Source organism: Tamaricihabitans halophyticus (assembly GCF_004340875.1).
GTDB classification, from domain to species: domain Bacteria; phylum Actinomycetota; class Actinomycetes; order Mycobacteriales; family Pseudonocardiaceae; genus Tamaricihabitans; species Tamaricihabitans halophyticus.
The window spans coordinates 285,236-302,337 of record NZ_SLXQ01000006.1; the positions used below are offsets into that span (position 1 = coordinate 285,236).

The 17,102-nt window shown below is 66.9% G+C and carries 15 protein-coding genes; 5 read left to right on the forward strand and 10 right to left on the reverse strand.

The genetic code is table 11. The features are described from left to right. Positions 1-8: 8 nt before the first annotated feature. A complete protein-coding gene (locus EV191_RS16495; protein ID WP_165912975.1) occupies positions 9-938 on the forward strand; it encodes an LURP-one-related family protein in 930 nt (309 codons plus the stop codon). 13 nt (positions 939-951) lie between these two features. Here the strand turns inward: EV191_RS16495 and dnaE are convergent, their stop codons facing one another. Continuing rightward, positions 952-4,521, reverse strand: coding sequence for a DNA polymerase III subunit alpha (gene dnaE / locus EV191_RS16500; protein ID WP_279388439.1), 3,570 nt, complete (start codon positions 4,519-4,521; stop codon positions 952-954). Between the two features lie 259 nt (positions 4,522-4,780). Then, positions 4,781-6,292, reverse strand: coding sequence for an acyl-CoA synthetase (locus EV191_RS16505; protein ID WP_132877984.1), 1,512 nt, complete (start codon positions 6,290-6,292; stop codon positions 4,781-4,783). Between the two features lie 74 nt (positions 6,293-6,366). Here EV191_RS16505 and EV191_RS16510 point away from each other — a divergent pair, with 74 nt between their 5' ends. Continuing rightward, on the forward strand, positions 6,367-6,996 hold the full coding sequence (locus EV191_RS16510; protein ID WP_132877931.1) for a maleylpyruvate isomerase family mycothiol-dependent enzyme: 630 nt from the start codon (positions 6,367-6,369) through the stop codon (positions 6,994-6,996). A gap of 9 nt (positions 6,997-7,005) precedes the next feature. Here EV191_RS16510 and EV191_RS16515 read toward each other — a convergent pair whose 3' ends face one another. From EV191_RS16515 to EV191_RS16550, 8 genes are all read right to left on the reverse strand, one after another. Further along, on the reverse strand, positions 7,006-7,524 hold the full coding sequence (locus tag EV191_RS16515) for a DUF4232 domain-containing protein (protein ID WP_132877932.1): 519 nt from the start codon (positions 7,522-7,524) through the stop codon (positions 7,006-7,008). A 152-nt stretch (positions 7,525-7,676) separates the two neighbouring features. After that, on the reverse strand, positions 7,677-8,774 hold the full coding sequence (gene mnmA / locus EV191_RS16520; protein WP_132877933.1) for a tRNA 2-thiouridine(34) synthase MnmA: 1,098 nt from the start codon (positions 8,772-8,774) through the stop codon (positions 7,677-7,679). Between the two features lie 5 nt (positions 8,775-8,779). Further along, positions 8,780-9,991 carry a cysteine desulfurase family protein gene (locus EV191_RS16525; RefSeq protein ID WP_132877985.1) on the reverse strand — a complete coding sequence of 404 codons (1,212 nt, stop codon included), beginning with the start codon at positions 9,989-9,991 and terminating at the stop codon, positions 8,780-8,782. Between the two features lie 75 nt (positions 9,992-10,066). After that, positions 10,067-11,431: an MFS transporter gene (locus EV191_RS16530; protein ID WP_243658996.1), complete on the reverse strand. Its 1,365-nt coding sequence runs from the start codon at positions 11,429-11,431 to the stop codon at positions 10,067-10,069. Between the two features lie 12 nt (positions 11,432-11,443). Beyond that, the gene (locus EV191_RS16535; RefSeq protein WP_132877934.1) at positions 11,444-12,337 is read right to left on the reverse strand and encodes a lysophospholipid acyltransferase family protein; all 894 of its coding nucleotides are present in this window, start codon (positions 12,335-12,337) and stop codon (positions 11,444-11,446) included. Beyond that, the gene (locus tag EV191_RS16540; protein WP_132877935.1) at positions 12,334-13,116 is read right to left on the reverse strand and encodes a GNAT family N-acetyltransferase; all 783 of its coding nucleotides are present in this window, start codon (positions 13,114-13,116) and stop codon (positions 12,334-12,336) included. Before EV191_RS16540 ends, EV191_RS16535 begins: the two co-directional genes overlap by 4 nt. A gap of 142 nt (positions 13,117-13,258) precedes the next feature. After that, positions 13,259-14,218, reverse strand: a complete 960-nt coding sequence (locus EV191_RS16545; RefSeq protein WP_132877936.1) for an electron transfer flavoprotein subunit alpha/FixB family protein — start codon at positions 14,216-14,218, stop codon at positions 13,259-13,261. 28 nt (positions 14,219-14,246) lie between these two features. Continuing rightward, positions 14,247-15,032, reverse strand: coding sequence for an electron transfer flavoprotein subunit beta/FixA family protein (locus tag EV191_RS16550; RefSeq protein ID WP_132877937.1), 786 nt, complete (start codon positions 15,030-15,032; stop codon positions 14,247-14,249). Between the two features lie 323 nt (positions 15,033-15,355). Between EV191_RS16550 and EV191_RS16555 the strand changes: the two genes are divergently transcribed. The 3 genes from EV191_RS16555 to EV191_RS16565 all read left to right on the forward strand — a co-directional run bounded on the left by EV191_RS16555 (position 15,356) and on the right by EV191_RS16565 (position 16,936). After that, the gene (locus tag EV191_RS16555) at positions 15,356-16,192 is read left to right on the forward strand and encodes a DegV family protein (RefSeq protein ID WP_132877938.1); all 837 of its coding nucleotides are present in this window, start codon (positions 15,356-15,358) and stop codon (positions 16,190-16,192) included. Positions 16,193-16,311: 119 nt separating this feature from the next. Further along, on the forward strand, positions 16,312-16,506 hold the full coding sequence (locus EV191_RS16560; RefSeq protein WP_132877939.1) for a hypothetical protein: 195 nt from the start codon (positions 16,312-16,314) through the stop codon (positions 16,504-16,506). Between the two features lie 34 nt (positions 16,507-16,540). Continuing rightward, the gene (locus EV191_RS16565) at positions 16,541-16,936 is read left to right on the forward strand and encodes a hypothetical protein (protein ID WP_132877940.1); all 396 of its coding nucleotides are present in this window, start codon (positions 16,541-16,543) and stop codon (positions 16,934-16,936) included. Positions 16,937-17,102 lie beyond the last annotated feature (166 nt).

Here is a 17,102-nt window from a genome sequence, read left to right on the forward strand (position 1 = left end):
GTACCGGAGTGACGACAGCTCCACCGCCACCCGGTTGGTATCCCGACCAGGCGGACCAGCGCTACGTCCGCTGGTGGGACGGCCGGCAGTGGACCCAGCATGTACAGCCCGCGCAGCCCCAGGCTCCGCAACAACCGGCACCGCAGCAGCCGGGCGGCAACCCGCGGCCTTACGGTGGCCATCCACAACAGGGCCATCCGCAACAGGGCCATCCACAACAGGGCTATCCGCAGCCAGTGGGGCATAGCGACGCCGAGGCCATCGAGCTCAACATTGATCGTGGCCACAACCCGGCGGATATCCAACAACAGGTGGCGGGCGCGACCGGCGGCGCGGCCACCGGAGGCGGCGGCACGCTGTTCACCGAGCCCATTCTGGTGGTGAACCAGAAGGGCAAGCTGATCGAGATGGCCAATGAGTTCCAGGTATTCAGCCAGCACGGTCAGCAGCTCGGCTCCGTTGTACAGGTCGGGCAGAGCGGGATGAAGAAGGCGGTACGCCTGCTGACCAAGTACGACCAGTTCATGACGCACCGCTTCGAACTCAGGGATATCCAGCACACGCCGCTGCTGCAGCTGACCCGACCGGCCAAGGTCTTCAAGTCCAAGATGCTGGTGAGCTACCCGAACGGCCAGCAGCTCGGCGAGATCGTGCAAGAGAACGTGTTCGGCAAGATCAAGTTCGCGCTGAACGTGAACGGCCAGCAGATCGGCTCGATTCAGGCGGAGAACTGGCGGGCCTGGAACTTCGCCATCCTGGACGCCGGCGAGAACGAGATCGCGCGGATCACCAAAACCTGGGCGGGGCTGGCCAGGGCGATGTTCACCACGGCGGACAACTACGTGGTGCAGCTACACCGCCCGCTGGCCGACCCGCTGCTGAGTATGGTGCTCGCCGCCGCGCTGACCGTGGATACCGCGCTGAAACAGGACTCGTAGCCCGTCTGGCGCGCTAGCCGACGCTGTCCACCGCGACGCCGGGGATGGACTTGATCTCGCCGATCAGCGAGGGCGTCACGTTCACCGGATAGTCCGGCACCACCAGGGTGTGCGCCCGCGGCCCACCGTTCAGTTTCAGGTGCACGGGTGTCTCACCCCGGTGCGCGACCAGGGTGCGCTTGAGCTCGCCAACCACGTCCTGGTCGAGCTTGTCCGAGCTGCACAGCAGCACGAACGGTGGCTCGGTACCCGGGTTCCGCTCAGCCTCGCTGATGTCCAGCGTGATCACTCCGGAGCCGAATACGGACATCTTGTCGTCCCGCCAGTTGACCCTGCCCTTGACCGCAACGGCGGAGTCTTCCTCGAGTTCGGTGCTGAACAGCGCGTAGCTCTTGGCGAAGAAGAGCACTTCGACGGAGGCATCGAGATCTTCGATGGTGCAGATCGCCCAGGGTTCGCCCTGCTTGTTCACCCTGCGTTCGAGCGAGGAGATCATCCCGGCGATGGTGACTTCGCCTTCTTTCGGCGGATCAGCGAGCAACATCGCGATCGGTTTCGGCGCCTGTTTACGCAGGATGCGTTCGGCACCGTCCAGAGGGTGCGCGGAAATGTAGAGTCCAAGCATCTCCCGCTCGTAGCCGAGCATCTGTTTGCGCGGCCATTCATCCGGGCTGAACTTCAGATGCGCGAGGGGTGAGGCCTCGGCTGCCGGTTCCTCGCTGCCGGCGCCGCCGAACAGATCGAACTGGCCTATGGCTTCCTGGCGCTTGAGGCCAACGACCGCGTCGACGGCTTCCTCGTGCGCCTGCACCAGAGACAACCGGGTGTGCCCGAAACTGTCGAAGGCGCCCGCCTTGACCAGCGACTCGAGTACCCGCTTGTTGCACACCACGATCTCGGACTTCTCCATGAAGTCCGGGAAGTTGGCGTAGCGGCCCTTCTTGTCCCTGGTGCTGATGATCGAGTCGACCACGTTGTGTCCGACGTTGCGGACCGCGCCAAGCCCGAAGCGGATATCGGCACCGACGGCACGGAAGCGCGGGCCGGAGTCGTTCACGTCCGGCGGCAGCACCTTGATGCCCATCCGGCGACATTCGGAAAGGTAAACGGCCGCCTTGTCCTTGTTGTCCCCGTTTGAGGTCAGCAGCGCGGCCATGTACTCGGCCGGGTAATTCGCCTTGAGATACGCCGTCCAGTAGGCGACCAGCGCATAACCCGCCGCATGCGATTTGTTGAACGCGTAGCCGGCGAACGGCAGCACGGTCTCCCATAGCTTGGTGATCGCGTCGTCGCGATACCCGTTGGCGCGCATGCCTTCCTGGAAACCCTCGAACTCCTGGTCCAGGACTTCCTTTTTCTTCTTACCCATGGCACGGCGCAGAATGTCCGCTCGGCCGAGGCTGTAGCCCGCGACCTTCTGCGCGATCGCCATGATCTGCTCCTGGTAGACGATCAGACCGTAGGTCTCGTCCAGGATCTCCTTGAGATCTTCTTCCAGGTCCGGATGGATCGGTTCGATCGGCTTGCGGCCGTTCTTCCGGTCAGCGAAGTCAAGATGCGCGTTGACATCCATCGGACCCGGTCGGTACAGCGCGTTCGCGGCGACGATATCGCCGAACGCGGTCGGCCGGAGGCGTTTCAGCAGCTCCCGCATCCCGCCACCTTCGAACTGGAACACGCCAAGCGAATCGCCGCGCGCGAACAGTTCGTAGGTCTTCGCATCGTCCAGCCCGAGGGTGGACAGATCCAGCTCGAGGCCCTTGTTCTCCTTCACCGATTCCAACGCGTCGCCGAGAATCGTGAGGTTGGACAGCCCAAGAAAGTCCATTTTGAGCAGGCCGATGTTCTCGCAAGACGGGTAGTCCCAACCGGTGATGATCGACCCGTCGTCGCGCATCCACAGCGGAACGGTGCCGAGCAACGGTTGGGAGGACAGAATCACGGCGCAGGCGTGCACGCCCGCGTTGCGGATCAGACCTTCCAGCCCGCGCGCGGTGTCGAAGATGGTGGACACTTCCTGATCGGATTCGATCAGGCCGCGCACCTCACTGGCTTCCTGGAACCGCTCGTGGTCCGGATCGACGATCCCGGAGAGGGGGATGTCCTTGGCCGCGACCGGTGGCGGCAGTGCCTTGGAGATCTTGTCCGCGATCGAATAGCCAGGCTGTCCATAGTGCACCCGGGCGGCGTCCTTGATCGCCGCCTTGGTCTTAATCGTGCCGAACGTGATGACCTGCGCGACCTTGTCCCTGCCGTACTTGTCGATCGCGTACTGCAGCACCTCGTCGCGCCGGCGGTCGTCGAAGTCGAGGTCGATATCCGGCGGCGAGTCCCGCTCCGGGTTCAGGAACCGCTCGAAGATCAGGCCGTGCTCGAGCGGATCGAGATTGGTGATGTGCAGGATGTAGGCCAGCAACGAACCCGCCGCCGAACCACGGCCGGGACCAACGTGGATGCCCTGCGACTTCGCCCACCGGGTGACATCGCCGACCACCAGGAAGTACGCGCAGTAGCCCTTCTTGTCGAGCACATCCAGTTCGACCCTGATGCGCTCGCGGCATTCCTCGCTCGGCCCATCTGGGTAGCGAGTCGGCAGGTACTCCTCGATCTCGGCGGCGAGCGCGTCCCGTTCGGTCTTGCCGCCCTCCACGGTGACCCTGGGCATCCGGTCCTGGAAATCCCACACGTCCGTGTAGGGCTGTACCCGTTCCGCGATCAGCAGGGTGTTGTCCGCGGCACCGGGCACCTCGTTGTCCCAGTACTGCCGCATCTCCTCGGCGGATTTCAGGTAATAACCGTCCCCGTCGAACTTGAACCGGTTCGGGTCACTGAGGGTCTTACCGGACTGCACGCACAGCAATGCCGAATGTGAATCGGCCTGGTCCTTGGTCACGTAGTGACTGTCGTTCGTCGCCAGCGGTTTGATCCCGAGCTTGCGGCCGATCTCCAGCAGGCCGTCGCGGACCGACCGCTCGATCGGCAGCCCGTGATCCATCAGCTCGAGAAAGAAGTTCTCCGCGCCGAAAATATCCCGGTAGTCCGCGGCGGCCTGGAGCGCTTCGGCTTCCTGGCGCAACCGCAACCGGGTCTGCACCTCGCCGGAAGGGCATCCGGTGGTGGCGATGATCCCTTCGGCGAACTCGGCGATCAGATCGCGATCCATCCGCGGTTTGCGGTAGTAGCCTTCGAAACTCGCTCGCGAGGACAGCGTGAACAGGTTCCGCAACCCGGTCGCGTTCTCCGCCAGCATCGTCATATGCGTATAGGCGCCGGCGCCGGAGACGTCGCCGCCCTCACCGAACTCATCGGCGCCGCGCTGGTTCGACTGGCCCCAGAAGATCGGCTTCTTGTGATACCGGCTACCCGGCGCGATGTAGGCCTCGATACCGATGATCGGCTTGATCCCGGCCTTGCACGCCTGCTGGTAGAACTCGTCGGCGCCGTACATATTGCCGTGGTCGGTCATGCCCACCGCTGGCATACCGAGGCGGCCAGCCTCGGTGAACAGCGCACCTATCTTCGCCGCACCGTCCAGCATCGAGTACTCGGTGTGCACATGTAGGTGGACAAACTGATCCGACACGTTTGCTCTTCTCCCCTGGGCTCAATCTCCCCGACTCAATCTCCCCGACGGGCTCCATCTCCCTAAGCCCCTCACAGGTTAGCTGCGCACCCCGACAGTAGTCGGCACGCCTCCACCCCCGCGGGACCCACGCCGAGACGATCGACACCTCATCCGACCGAAGCCGCGCGGCGCCCGCCCTCGGCAACGCGACCTTCAGGGATCTTGCGATGACGCCTCGTGTTCGCGTTCTTCAGGGTTGGCGGTTTAGCGGGGCGCGTCAGTCGGTGAACCGCTCACGTAGCACGCGTTTGAGTAGTTTGCCCGACGCGTTCCTGGGCAACTCCTCGACGAGATGCACCCGCTTTGGCGCCTTGAACGAAGCCAGCTTCGACCGTACGTGCGCGATCAACGCCTGTTCGGTGGTCTCCGCCTTCGGCACCACCACCGCGGCGATTGCCTCCATCCACTTCTCGTCCGGCACGCCGATCACCGCGACCTCACCAACGGCCTCGTGGGTGTACAGCGCGTCCTCAACCTCGCGTGAGGCCACCAGCACGCCACCGGTGTTGATCACGTCCTTGATCCGGTCGACGACGAAGATGAACCCCTGCTCGTCGCGGTACACCAGATCGCCGGAGTGGAACCAGCCGCCCCGGAACGCCTCCTCGGTATCCTCCGGTTTGTCCCAGTACCCGGTACACAACTGCGGCGAGCGGTAAACAACCTCGCCGAGTTCGCCGGCCGGCACGTCCTCGCCCGCCGGGTCGACCACCCGGAGCTCCACGAAAAGCACCGGCCGACCGGCCGAGTCGCCACGCTCGGCGTGCTCCTCCGGCCGCAGCACGGTAGCAAGCGGCGCGATCTCCGACTGACCGAAGCAGTTGTAGAAACCCAGTTGTGGCAATGCTTCCTGTAGCCGGCGGAGCACCGGCACCGGCATGATCGACGCGCCGTAGTACGCCTTGCGCAGTGAGCCGAGATCCCGCTCGGCGAACTCCGGGTGGTTGGCCAGCGCCACCCACAACGTTGGCGCGGCGAAAAACGACCGGTGCCCGTACCGTTCGATCCGGCGCAGGATCTCGCCTGGCTCCGGGGTTTCCAGCAGATGGTTCGTTGACCCGATCATCAGCGCGGGCATCAGGAAAACGTGCAGCTGCGCGCTGTGATACAGCGGCATCACGTGCAGCGGCTCGTCCTCGGCCGCGAGATCAAGCGCGCTGAGGCAGGACAGGTACTCGTGCAGCAGCGCACGGTGCGTCATCATCGCGCCCTTTGGCCGCGCGGTGGTCCCCGAGGTGTACAGCAGCTGCACGAGGTCGTCATCGCCGACCGACACGTCCAGCTCGGGAACCTCGCCTGCCCACGCGAGTTCGAGTAGCGAGCCCGCCGCGTCCCGCAGTCGCAGCTTGGTGGCCACCGCCGCACCCGATGACTCCACATTGGACTCAAGGTCTGGATCGACGAGCACCGTGGTGCTGCCGGACTGCTCGATCAGGTAGCGCAGCTCGTCGCCGGCGAGGTTGTAGTTGATCGGCACGTGCACCAGTCCGGCCCTGGCGCAACCCAGAAAGCCGAGCAGGTAGGCATCCGAGTTCCGGCCATACGCGGCCACCCGGTCTCCCTTGCGCAGTCCAAGGCGGAGTAGCGCCGCGGCTGCCCTGGAGACCGCCGCATCCAACTCCGCATAGGTCCAATCGCGCGTGTCGAACCGCAACGCCGTGCGCTCGGGCACCTTCGCCGCGGTACGCCGCAGCACATCGGCGACCGAGCTGGACCGCATACCGATCATGAGCACCTCGCAGATCCGTCGGGATGCCGCGATCATGGCACGTTTTCTGGCGCCGTGCGTAGTAGCGTGCGGGTATGGGCATTCGGCGCCAACTGGCCCGCGAGGAGCGAGCCGACTTCGCGGACTTCCTCAGCACGTTGCGGCCGGAACAATGGGACGAGCCGACACTCTGCGACTCCTGGACGGTGCGTGACGTAGTCGCGCACGTGATCAGCTACGAAGGGCACGGGCCGCGCGACGTCGCGGTGCGGTTCGCCAAGGGCGGGATGCGGCTATCCGGCGCCAACACCATCGCCCTTGCCGAGTACCGCGCGTACAGCCCGGATGAGCTGCTCGCGCGGTTGCGGCGCCACCTCGATCCCACGGGGTTGACCAACGTGTTCGGCGGGTCGGTCGCCCTCACCGACTGCTGCATCCATCATCAGGACATTCGCCGACCGTTTGGCATGCCACGGGAAATCCCGCCCGACCGGCTTGTCGAGGTGCTGCGGTTCGCCCTGCTCGCGCCGCCGATCGGCGCCTTCGTGCGGGCTCGGGGCCTCCGGTTGGAAGCCACGGATCTGGATTTCACCAGGGGCAACGGCCCTGAGGTGCAGGGGCCAGCCGAGTCGATCCTGATGGCGATAGCCGGCCGGCGCGGCGCGGTGGATGAGCTGTCCGGACCGGGGCAGCCCATCCTGAGCAACCGCATCGCGGCCAAGTAACCCGACCGACTAGGTGCTCAGCGCGGTCGCGGTCACTTTCGCCTGGTAAACCTGGGTTTTATGGATGGGCAGCACGAAGGCGCCGTCCGTCGTGCCCGGTACGGTCACTTGCAGATGCGAGGCGGTGACCTGCGGCTCGTCCGGCGCGGTCGGATGGGCGTAGCCGATATTGCTGCGCGCGCTCTCGCCCGGTTTGAGGACGATCTGGTGCTCGCCGCTGTCCGGCGCGAAGTAGGTGCTGCCGTAGGTTTCCTCGGTGTGTACCCGCTCGCGGTTGTCGTCGAGCAGTTGGATCTTCGGGTAGCCACGGACCGCGCACGGCTCCCGCATCGAGTTGCTGACCAGGATATCCAGCCCGCGCTGGCCCATGCCCGCTTGCGATTCACCTTTTGCCACGGACAGATCGGCCGCGGCACAGGCCGGCACGTCCTGTCCGGCACTTGCTGGTCCAGCCGTCCCGGTAACCAGCCCGGCGACCAGTAAGCCAACTGCGGATAACCATGCTGACCTGCGAATCTTCTGGTACATCCCGCACTCCCTTCACTTCCCCGACACGTGGATGACCACTACTCGAAGACGCGCGAGAAGCACGCGGGGTTGGCCGATCTTCGAAGGAACGCGTATGCGTCGCCCCGCTCACCACAAGATCCCTAAAGAACGCGGTTACGGGGTGTCACGGCTTAGCCGGTGCGGGCGATTTTCCCGCTACCCAGCACCAGGTCGCCGTGGTTGTCCTGCTCATAGAGCACCACGGCCTGGCCGGGCGCGACACCGGTCAGCGGTTCGGTCAGCCGTACGACCAGTTCATCACCGACCAGTTCGGACTCCGCGGCCGCGGTGCTGCCATGCGCGCGCACCTGCGCGACGCACCGCACCGGTCCGGCGCGGCCACCGAATTCCTTGCCAGAAGGCCAGATTGGCCGATGCGCGTAGATCTCCTCGACTGCCAGCTGTTCCGCCGAGCCCACCCGTACGGTGCCGGAAACCGGCTCCAGCGACAGCACGTAGCGCGGCCGGCCGTCCTGCGCGGGCGCGTCGATACCCAGCCCCTTGCGCTGGCCAACGGTGAACGAGTGCACGCCGACGTGTTCACCGAGCACCGCGCCACTTTCCGCGTCCACCAGCTTGCCCGGCTGCTCACCAAGCCGATCCGTGAGGAACTTCTGGGTGTCACCGTCCGGGATGAAACAGATATCGTGGCTGTCCGGCTTCTCCGCGACGGCAAGCCCGCGCTGCGCGGCCTCCTCCCGCACGGTGGACTTGAGATCGCCGCCAAGCGGGAACATCGCGTGCCGCAACTGGTCCGCCGTCAGCGAGGCGAGCACATAGGACTGGTCCTTACCCGGATCCGCGCTCCGCCGCAGCTGCGGCTGATCCTCCACAACGGACAGTCGGGCGTAGTGCCCGGTGCACACCGCGTCGAACCCGAGTGCGATCGCCTTGTCCAGTAGCGCCTCGAACTTGATCTTCTCGTTGCAGGTGAGGCACGGATTCGGTGTCCGACCCTCCGCATAGGACGCGACGAACTCGTCAACGACCTCCTCGGTGAACCGTTCCGCGAAATCCCATACGTAGAACGGGATACCGAGAATGTCGGCCACCCTGCGCGCATCCCGGGAGTCCTCGATCGTGCAGCAGCCTCGCGCGCCGGTACGCAGCGTGCCCGGTTTCGCGGACAGCGCGAGGTGTACGCCGACGACCTCGTGGCCGGCATCGACCGCCCTGGCCGCGGCCACCGCCGAGTCCACTCCACCGCTCATCGCGGCCAATACACGCATCGCGCCTAAACCTCCGCGGGCTGCTGATCTGTCGAACCTGTGCGCCGGCGGGTGCCGGCAAGGCCGGCCTGGCGCGCTCGCCGCACCACCGGCCCGATCGCCGTGGCGAGTGCCGCGACGTCCTCGGGTGTCGAATCGTGGCCGAGGGAAAATCGTAGCGAACCCCGTGCCACCGCTGGCTCCGTACCCATGGCGAGCAGCACGTGGCTCGGTTCGGCGACCCCTGCCGTACAGGCCGAGCCAGTCGAGCACTCGATCCCCTTGGCGTCCAGCAGCATCAGCAAGCTGTCCCCCTCGCAACCGGGGAAGGAGAAGTGCGCGTTGCCCGGCAAGCGGTCCCGTACCGCGCCGTTGAGCACCGCGTCCGGCACCGCCGCGCGTACCGCGCGAATCAGCTCCGTGCGCAGCTCGGTCAACCGGACGCGCTCGGCCCGCACCGCGCCGACGGACTCCCGCAGCGCCACGGCGAACGCGTGGATAGCCGGCACATCGAGCGTGCCGGAACGCACCTCGCGCTCCTGCCCGCCGCCGTGCAACAGCGGGGTACACGGGGTATCCCGATCAAGCAGCAGTGCCCCGATGCCGTAGGGCCCGCCGAGCTTGTGCCCGGTCACGGTCAGTGCCCGCGCGCCGGAGGTGTCGAACCGCACCGGGATCGAGCCAACCGCCTGTACCGCGTCGGTATGCAGCGGCACCTGGAACTCCGCGCAGACCTCGGCGATCGCCTCGATCTGGCTGATCGTGCCTACCTCGTTGTTCGCCCACATCGCGGTGACCAGCGCGACCGTATCCGGATCCTCGGCGATCGCTGCCCGCACGGTATCCGGCGAGACGGCGCCGTAGGCGTCCACTGGGAGCCAGCTCAGCTCGGCATCCGCGTGCTCGGCGAGCCATTCCACGGCGTCCAGCACGGCGTGATGCTCGGCGGCCGAGACCAGCACCCTGCGCCTGGCCGGTTCGGCCGCCACTCGCGCCCAGTAGATGCCCTTGACCGCCAGGTTGTCACTTTCCGTCCCGCCCGCGGTGAAGATGACCTCCGAGGGACGTGCCCCGAGCGAGTCCGCGATGCTCTCGCGCGCCTCCTCCACCATCCGGCGTGCCCGCCGGCCAGCGGAATGCAGCGACGAGGCGTTGCCGACCCCGGTCAACGCCTCGGTCATCGCGGTCACGGCCGCGGGCAGCATAGCCGTGGTAGCCGCATTGTCCAGGTACGTCATCAACCATCCAGGGTAGCCGCCCATCCAGGGTAGCCACCCAGCGCCCGCTGGTGGGCCGCGGAGGGCGAGCTGCGATCAACGCCACGCTCGGCGGCCGGTCAGCGAGGCCCCGAGTACGGCAAGTCCGACCATTGCGGCAAGCAGTACCGCCATGGGCCGGGACGGTTCGGCCGTCGACCCGAGCACGCCGAGCAGCATGCCACCGAGTCCGATGAACAGCGCGGCGGACACCCAGTCCATCAACTGCATCGCCGAGGTGTTCGCGCCGCGTTCGGTCGGCGCGGAAAGGGCAAGTAGCAACACCGAGATGCTGGGCATGCCCAGCCCCATGCCCGCTCCGGCGATCAGCCAACCCGGGATGGCCAGCCAGGCAATACCCCATACCGGTGCGACGAACCAGCACACCGCAAGGCCAACGGCGAGCAAGCAGAACCCGATGCGCAGCAACTGACCGCGCGACAGGTCCGGTTTCCTCCCCTGCCAGTAGGAAGCGGCCGACCAGCCAAGCGCGCCGATGGTGAGCGGAATACCGGCGGCGGCCGGCGAATAGCCGTGCACCGAACTCAGCGTCAGCGGCAGGAAGGCCTCCACGGTGGCGAACCCGGCCGCGAGCAGCCCGCGGGCAAGGACCACGGTGGGCAGCCCCGGTTTGGCGCGCAGCGTGCCGCGTGGCAGGAGGACGCGCATCGCGAAAGCCAGCAACCCGACCCCCACCGCGCCGTAGACCAGCGCGCCGGTCGAAGGATGCTGCGTCGCCCAGGTCAGCGCGGTGACCCCAATGGCGGCCGCGAAGGCCGCGGGCACAACGTGCTTGCGACGCTGCTCGCGGGGCGCTGGCTCGGTACTCGGTAACTGGCGCAGCACCTTGGCGAGCAGCAGCACGCCCACGATCACCAGTGGCACCAGGCCGAGGAACACCAGGCGCCAACTCAGCCATGCGGTCACCAGTCCGGACACCGTCGGCCCGAGCAGCGCGGGCACCACCCACGCCGCGGCGTTCGCGGCGAACATCGCCGGCCGGATGCGCTCGTCGTAGACCAGCGCGATCAACACGTAGACCGCGACGACCAGCGTGCCGGCGCCGAAGCCCTGCAGGCAGCGGCCTACGAGCAACCAGCTCATCTGTGTCGCCGAGCCCGCGACCACCAGCCCGAGCAGGAACACCAGCGGGCCAGCGAGCAGCGCGGAAACCGGACCGCGCGCATCGCACAGCCGCCCGGAAAGCACCGTGCCGAGCACGCTGGTCGCCAGGAAGGCGGTGAACGGCCAGGAGTACAACCGCGCGCCATCCAGCTCGGCCACCATGGTCGGCATCGCGGTTGTCACGCCCATGTGTTCGAAGGCAACCAGGGTGACCAGCAGCAGAATGCCGATGGTCGCGCCCCGGTGGTCCCTGTCGAACAGGGTTCCTGGCCCCGCGTCGGTCGTGGTTGTTGGCACGAACCGAGAATGCTACTTCGAGTCCACTGGAGGTCCAGTCTGGACAGCGTGGGTTACCGCACTACGTGGCACCGGCAGTCGAGTGCGACCGAGTGCCGAATCGATGGACGTTTCGGCCAGCTCGGCGAGTGCCCGCCGATTGGCCGCCCTGCCCGGCGCGATCTCCGGGCAGACAAGCACTTCGAGGATCAGCCCGCGCAGCCGCGCCACCCTGCGCACCGAGTCCACCAGGGTTTCCGTGCCGATGAACGCGGGCGCGGTGGTCTCCGTGCCACCGGCAAGCCGGTAGCGCAGCGCGACGGGACGCACTGGGACACCGCCGTCGATCGCCGCCTGGAAGGCCGCGGCCCGAAACCGTCCCGAGTCGAGACCGCACCAGGTGGTGCCTTCCGGATTGGCGTTCACTTCGGCGCCTGCCCGCAGTGCGGCGGCGAGCCGCGCCACGGTCTCCGGCAGCCGCCGAAGGTTGCCCCTGTCCAGGTATACCGTGCCGGCCGCGGTCGCCAACCGGCCGACCAACGGCCAACTGGCGATCTCGACCTTGGCCAGGGACGCCATCGGCCGCACCGCGTTGATCGCGGCCGTGTCCAGCCAGGAGATGTGGTTGTTCACCACGAGCGCGCCACGGCCGCTCCTGGTCCGCAGGGCGGCGGGGAACCCATCCATCCCGGATACCCGCAGCCGGACACCAAAAGCCCGTAGCAGCGCGCGAAACACCGCGCGCAGCAGTCCCATGCGCGCGCCATAGGGCAGCAGGAAAAGCAGCGGTGCCAGTAACAACGCGCCGAGCAGTGTCATCGCACCCGCGGTAAGGCGGGTGGCCGCCCGCAACCCGGATACCCGTGGCTGATCGGCCGGTAGGCAGTCCGGCCCGCATGGTGAGCGGGGCTGCCATGGACCGCTCATGGCTGCTCGCCCAGGAAGTAGCGCAGGTAGCGTTCGTTCATCTGCTGCATATCGAGCAGCACGAACAGATCGGCCACGCCGAAATCCGGATCATGTGCCGGCGGTCCACAAACCCGTGCGCCGAGGCGCAGATAACCACGCAGCAGCGGCGGCAGGCTGGGCCGTTCCGGACGCGGTACCGCCGCGTCGTGCCACCGCAGCAGCGGCCGCACCCGATGGCTTTCCGGCGCGTAGTACTTGGCGCGCACCGTATCCCATACGCCAGCGGCCAGCCGGCCGCCGTCGTCGAGCGGAATCGAGGCGCAGCCGCCAAGGTAGCGCCGTCCGGCGAGCAGCATGTAGCGCGCGATTCCCGCCCACACCAGACTGACCACCGCGCCACCGCGGTGATCGGGATGCACGCAGGAGCGGCCGGTCTCCACCAGTGCCGGGCGCAACGGATCCAGCGCGCTCAGGTCGAACTCGGTGTCCGCGTACAGCGCGCCGGCCGCGGGAACTCGTTCGGGTGGCAGCATCCGGTAGGTGCCCACGATCGTGCCGCTGCGCTCCTCGCGCACCAGCAGGTGATCGCAGTACTCGTCGAAGGGGTCGATATCGAAGCCAGGGCGCGGAGTGGCGAGCCGCGCCCCCATCTCTTCGGCAAACACTTGGTATCGAAGTCGTTGCGCCGCAAGAACTTCATTACTCTCGCGGGTGAGGATGAGTGAGTAGGGGGCCGAGTCGGAGTCATTGCCGTGATCGGAGCCCGCCGAACTGACGAGCAGCTGCGACTTCGTCATGCCCATTTGTTTACGCGCCCGGGGAAAAGTTCGCCCCGTACTCCTGTGACGCCACAGTGGACTCTTCGTGAACGGCTACGGTCCTGGATATGCGACCGGCGCCCCCTCCTGTTGGAAGGGGCGCCGGTCGTGCTTGGCTGCCTCAGCCCTTGCGCTTGGTTACCTCATCGGTGAGCTGCGGGGCCACCTTGAACAGGTCGCCGACCACGCCGAAGTCGGCGATCTCGAAGATCGGCGCCTCGGAGTCCTTGTTCACCGCGACAATGGTCTTGGAGGTCTGCATACCTGCCCGGTGCTGGATCGCCCCGGAGATGCCCAGCGCGATGTAGAGCTGCGGCGAGACGGTCTTACCGGTCTGCCCCACCTGGAACTGGTGCGGGTAGTACCCGGAGTCGACCGCGGCCCGCGAGGCGCCGACGGCCGCGCCGAGCACATCGGCCAGCTTTTCCACCACGTCGAAGCTCTCCGCACTGCCGACCCCGCGACCGCCGGAGACAACCACGGACGCCTCGGTGAGGTCCGGGCGGTCGCCACCCACGATCGGCTCACGGCCGGTCACTTTCGCCGCCTTGGCCCCGTCCACCGCGGGCACCTCGACAGCTTCGGTCGCCGGGGTACCCTGCGCCTCCTCGGGGTCCACACTGCCCGGCCGGATCGAGGCGATCAACGTGCCGTTCGCGGATTTGGCCTTGACCGTGTAGGCACCACCGAAGATGGAGTGCGTACCGACTCCCTCGGCGTCCAGATCAACCACGTCGACGAGCAGGCCCGAGTTGGTGCGGGCGGCCAGTCGCGCGGTGACCTCCTTGCCCTCCGCGGTCGAGGACGCGAGCACCGCGGCGGGAGCGGCCGAGCCGACCAGCGCGGCGAGCACGTCCACCTTCGGCGTGACCAGATAGTTCGCCGCGTCATCCGACTCGGCGGCATAGACCTTGGTCGCGCCGTACTTGCCCAGCGTTTCGGTCAACTTCGCCGCCGTGCCTGCCGGCCCGACGACCACCGCGGCTGGCTCGCCGAGCCGGCGCGCCGCGGTCAGCAGTTCGAACGTGCTCTTCTTCGCCTCGCCGTCGACCTGATCGACGAGGACCAATACCTCAGCCATCTGACTCGTTCCTCCTCGACGCGCTAACTCAGATCAACTTCTGCGAGGCCAGGTACTCGGCGACCTTCACGCCGCCGTCGCCCTCGTCATCCACCCGCTGGCCAGCCTCGCGGGGCGGTTTGGGCGCGGATTCGAGCACCGTGGACGCGGCGTTGGCCAGTCCGACCTCGCCATCCAGGCCGAGATCGGCCGCGGTCAGCTTCTCCACCGGCTTCTTCTTCGCCGCCATGATCCCCTTGAAGGAGGGATACCGTGGCTCGTTGATCTTCTCGTTCACGCTGATCAACGCGGGCAGGCTCGCTTCGAGGTGGGTGATTCCCTCATCGGCGGTCTCCCGCTCCACCTTCACCGTGCCGCCTTCGACGGTGACCTTGCGGGCATGGGTGAGCTGGGGCAGGCCGAGCAGTTCGGCGAGTACCGCCGGCACCGCGCCGCCGCGACCGTCGCTCGCCTCGTTGCCGGCGATGATCAGGTCGACCCCTTCGACGGTGCCAACCGCCTTGGCGAGCACCTTGCTCGTCTGCAGGATGTCCGCGCCGTGCAGGGCCTCGTCGGAGACGTGCACGGCCTTGTCCGCACCCATCGACAGTGCCTTGCGGATGGCGTCGTTAGCGCGATCCGGGCCAACGCAGACGACCGTGACCTCGCCCTCGTTCGCCTCCTTGATCACCAGCGCTTCCTCGATGGCGCGCTCGTTGATCTCGTCCAGCACCGCGTCCGCGGCCTCGCGGTCCAGGGTGTTGTCGCCCGCCGCGAGTTTGCGTTCCGAGTAGGTGTCCGGCACCTGCTTGACCAGTACAACGATGTTCGTCATGGGCCTCGTTCGACCTCCCGATACTGATATCTCGGTCGCGACCAGCCATGCGGCCCCGGTCGCAAACTTTTGATAACAGGCGTACCAATTGTTTTCCTTGCTGGTTCTGACCATGCCACGGCCGGCGGGAATGCGCGCTGTCGCCCCCGTCACTGCCGGGTTACCGGGCAGTAAGCGGGCAATAAAAGGCGAGGTCATCCGGCCAACGTGAGAGTCGTCACGCCGGACGGGTACGCACGGTGCCCATCCGTGTTGAGCCAACGCGGTGATGTGGGCCGGGATCGCGTCACGCAACGAACGCGAACCGAGTAACCTCCCGCAGCGTGTCCGTCGCCGTAGTCACTGATTCAACCGCCTGCCTGCCGGCCGAGCTGGCCGATGAGCTGGGTATCGCGGTGGTCCAGGTGCAGCTGAAAATGGGCGATCTGGTCAATGACGAGGCGCGTGTCCCGATTCCGGAAGTGATCGAGGCAATGCGCGCGGGTACCCCGGTGTCCACCACGCCGCCGGACCCAAACGCGTTCTTCTGGACCTACCAGCAGGCCGCGAGCACCGGCGCCGACGCGATCGTGAGCCTGCAAATATCCGGCCGGATGTCGGCAACCGTGGACGCGGCACGCCAGGCGGCCGAGCACGTGTCCGTGCCGGTTCACGTCGTCGACTCGCGCACGACCGGAATGAGCCTCGGTTTCGCGGCACTGAGCGCGGCGCGCGTATCCGGAGCCGGCGGCAACGCGCGCAGGGTGATCACGGCCGCCGAGGATCGCCTCGCCGGCAGTACCGAACTGCTCTATGTGGACACGCTGGAGTACCTGCGCAAGGGCGGCAGGATCGGCGCGGCCCGCGCGCTGCTCGGCTCGGCGCTGTCCATCAAACCGCTGCTGACCGTGCAGGACGGGGAAGTGGCACCGCTGGCGCGGGCGCGCGGGACCAAGCGCGCGATCAACCGGATGCTCGAGCTCGCCACCGAGCGCGCTGGCGGGGCGCGCACCGATCTGGCGATCACCAGTTTCGGCGCGGATGAGCAGGCCGAGCTGGTGCGCGACCGGCTCAGCGAGCGGATCGCCGGAGCGAACGCGCCGCGTGTCGTCGCCTGCAGCACGGTGATCGGCGCGCACTGCGGGCCTGGCGCCTTCAGCATCACGGTCTCCACCGCCTAGCCGGTTTCCGGACCGCCCAGCCGCGGGCTTTCTCCGCGAACCACAAATCCGCATACTGGCAGTAAGCAAACGGCGTTATAAACGGATATGCGGGACATACCAGCCACAGAAAGGGCATCATGGCATCGCTTTTCGGCAAGTTGGCCCGCCTCGCCAGCTCCCCGCAGGGGCGCATGCTGCTGCGCAAGGCCAAGGACATGGCCAACGATCCGCGGAAACGGCAGCAGGCAAAGGACGCGCTGGACAAGGTACGCAAGAAGTACGGCAATGGCGGCGACACCGGGCAGAGCAACCCACCGCAGCCGCGCGGCTGAACGCGAGCGGCCCTGGCGCGTGCGACCCGGACGGATGCGAGCCAAGCATTGGCTGGGGATCGGCCTTGCCGCGCTGATCGGCTGGCTGGTTCTGGTTACCGTGCAGATCTCCCAGATGCCCGACCCCGGCGCGGGCAGCCTGGCCGAATTGCGGGACCGGTTCGATGCCGCGCTGCGGGACCGGGACGCCGAAGCGCTGCGACCGCTGCTCGACTATCCGGACGACGACTCGGACAGCTTCGCTATGTCCTATTTGGACAAATTCGAGGAGCTCGGTCCCGAGCAGGTGACAGTAGCCATCACGCGGCGGGCCTCCGGCGAACCACTGCTCAGTGTTGATGGGAACACCGATACGCGCGCGTTCCGCTACCTGCTCGCGGTGACCGAGGACAACCAGCGCTGGTTCATCACCTTCACTCCACCGCTCTAGCCGTCGCACCCTGCATGACCGCGTTCTTTATCCGCCGTGGCCGCCGGCGCCCCGGGATCGCAATCATTAGGTGTAGTGCCTTGGGAGGTTGTGAACGGGGGGACGCGTGATCGGATGATCTTGTGTGGGTGAGGGCCTCCGGGGTTCGGTGTGGATGTCGATGTCT

What these genes read in the sequence shown, in the direction of transcription:
- EV191_RS16550 (WP_132877937.1), bottom strand. Translation starts at nt 15,032, where the DNA reads ATGACGAACATCGTTGTACTGGTCAAGCAGGTGCCGGACACCTACTCG.
- EV191_RS16535 (WP_132877934.1), bottom strand. Translation starts at nt 12,337, where the DNA reads ATGAGCGGTCCATGGCAGCCCCGCTCACCATGCGGGCCGGACTGCCTA.
- EV191_RS16545 (WP_132877936.1), bottom strand. Translation starts at nt 14,218, where the DNA reads ATGGCTGAGGTATTGGTCCTCGTCGATCAGGTCGACGGCGAGGCGAAG.
- EV191_RS16560 (WP_132877939.1), top strand. Translation starts at nt 16,312, where the DNA reads ATGGCATCGCTTTTCGGCAAGTTGGCCCGCCTCGCCAGCTCCCCGCAG.
- EV191_RS16525 (WP_132877985.1), bottom strand. Translation starts at nt 9,991, where the DNA reads ATGACGTACCTGGACAATGCGGCTACCACGGCTATGCTGCCCGCGGCC.
- EV191_RS16505 (WP_132877984.1), bottom strand. Translation starts at nt 6,292, where the DNA reads ATGATCGGTATGCGGTCCAGCTCGGTCGCCGATGTGCTGCGGCGTACC.
- EV191_RS16540 (WP_132877935.1), bottom strand. Translation starts at nt 13,116, where the DNA reads ATGACGAAGTCGCAGCTGCTCGTCAGTTCGGCGGGCTCCGATCACGGC.
- EV191_RS16515 (WP_132877932.1), bottom strand. Translation starts at nt 7,524, where the DNA reads ATGTACCAGAAGATTCGCAGGTCAGCATGGTTATCCGCAGTTGGCTTA.
- EV191_RS16565 (WP_132877940.1), top strand. Translation starts at nt 16,541, where the DNA reads ATGCGAGCCAAGCATTGGCTGGGGATCGGCCTTGCCGCGCTGATCGGC.
- mnmA (WP_132877933.1), bottom strand. Translation starts at nt 8,774, where the DNA reads ATGCGTGTATTGGCCGCGATGAGCGGTGGAGTGGACTCGGCGGTGGCC.
- EV191_RS16510 (WP_132877931.1), top strand. Translation starts at nt 6,367, where the DNA reads ATGGGCATTCGGCGCCAACTGGCCCGCGAGGAGCGAGCCGACTTCGCG.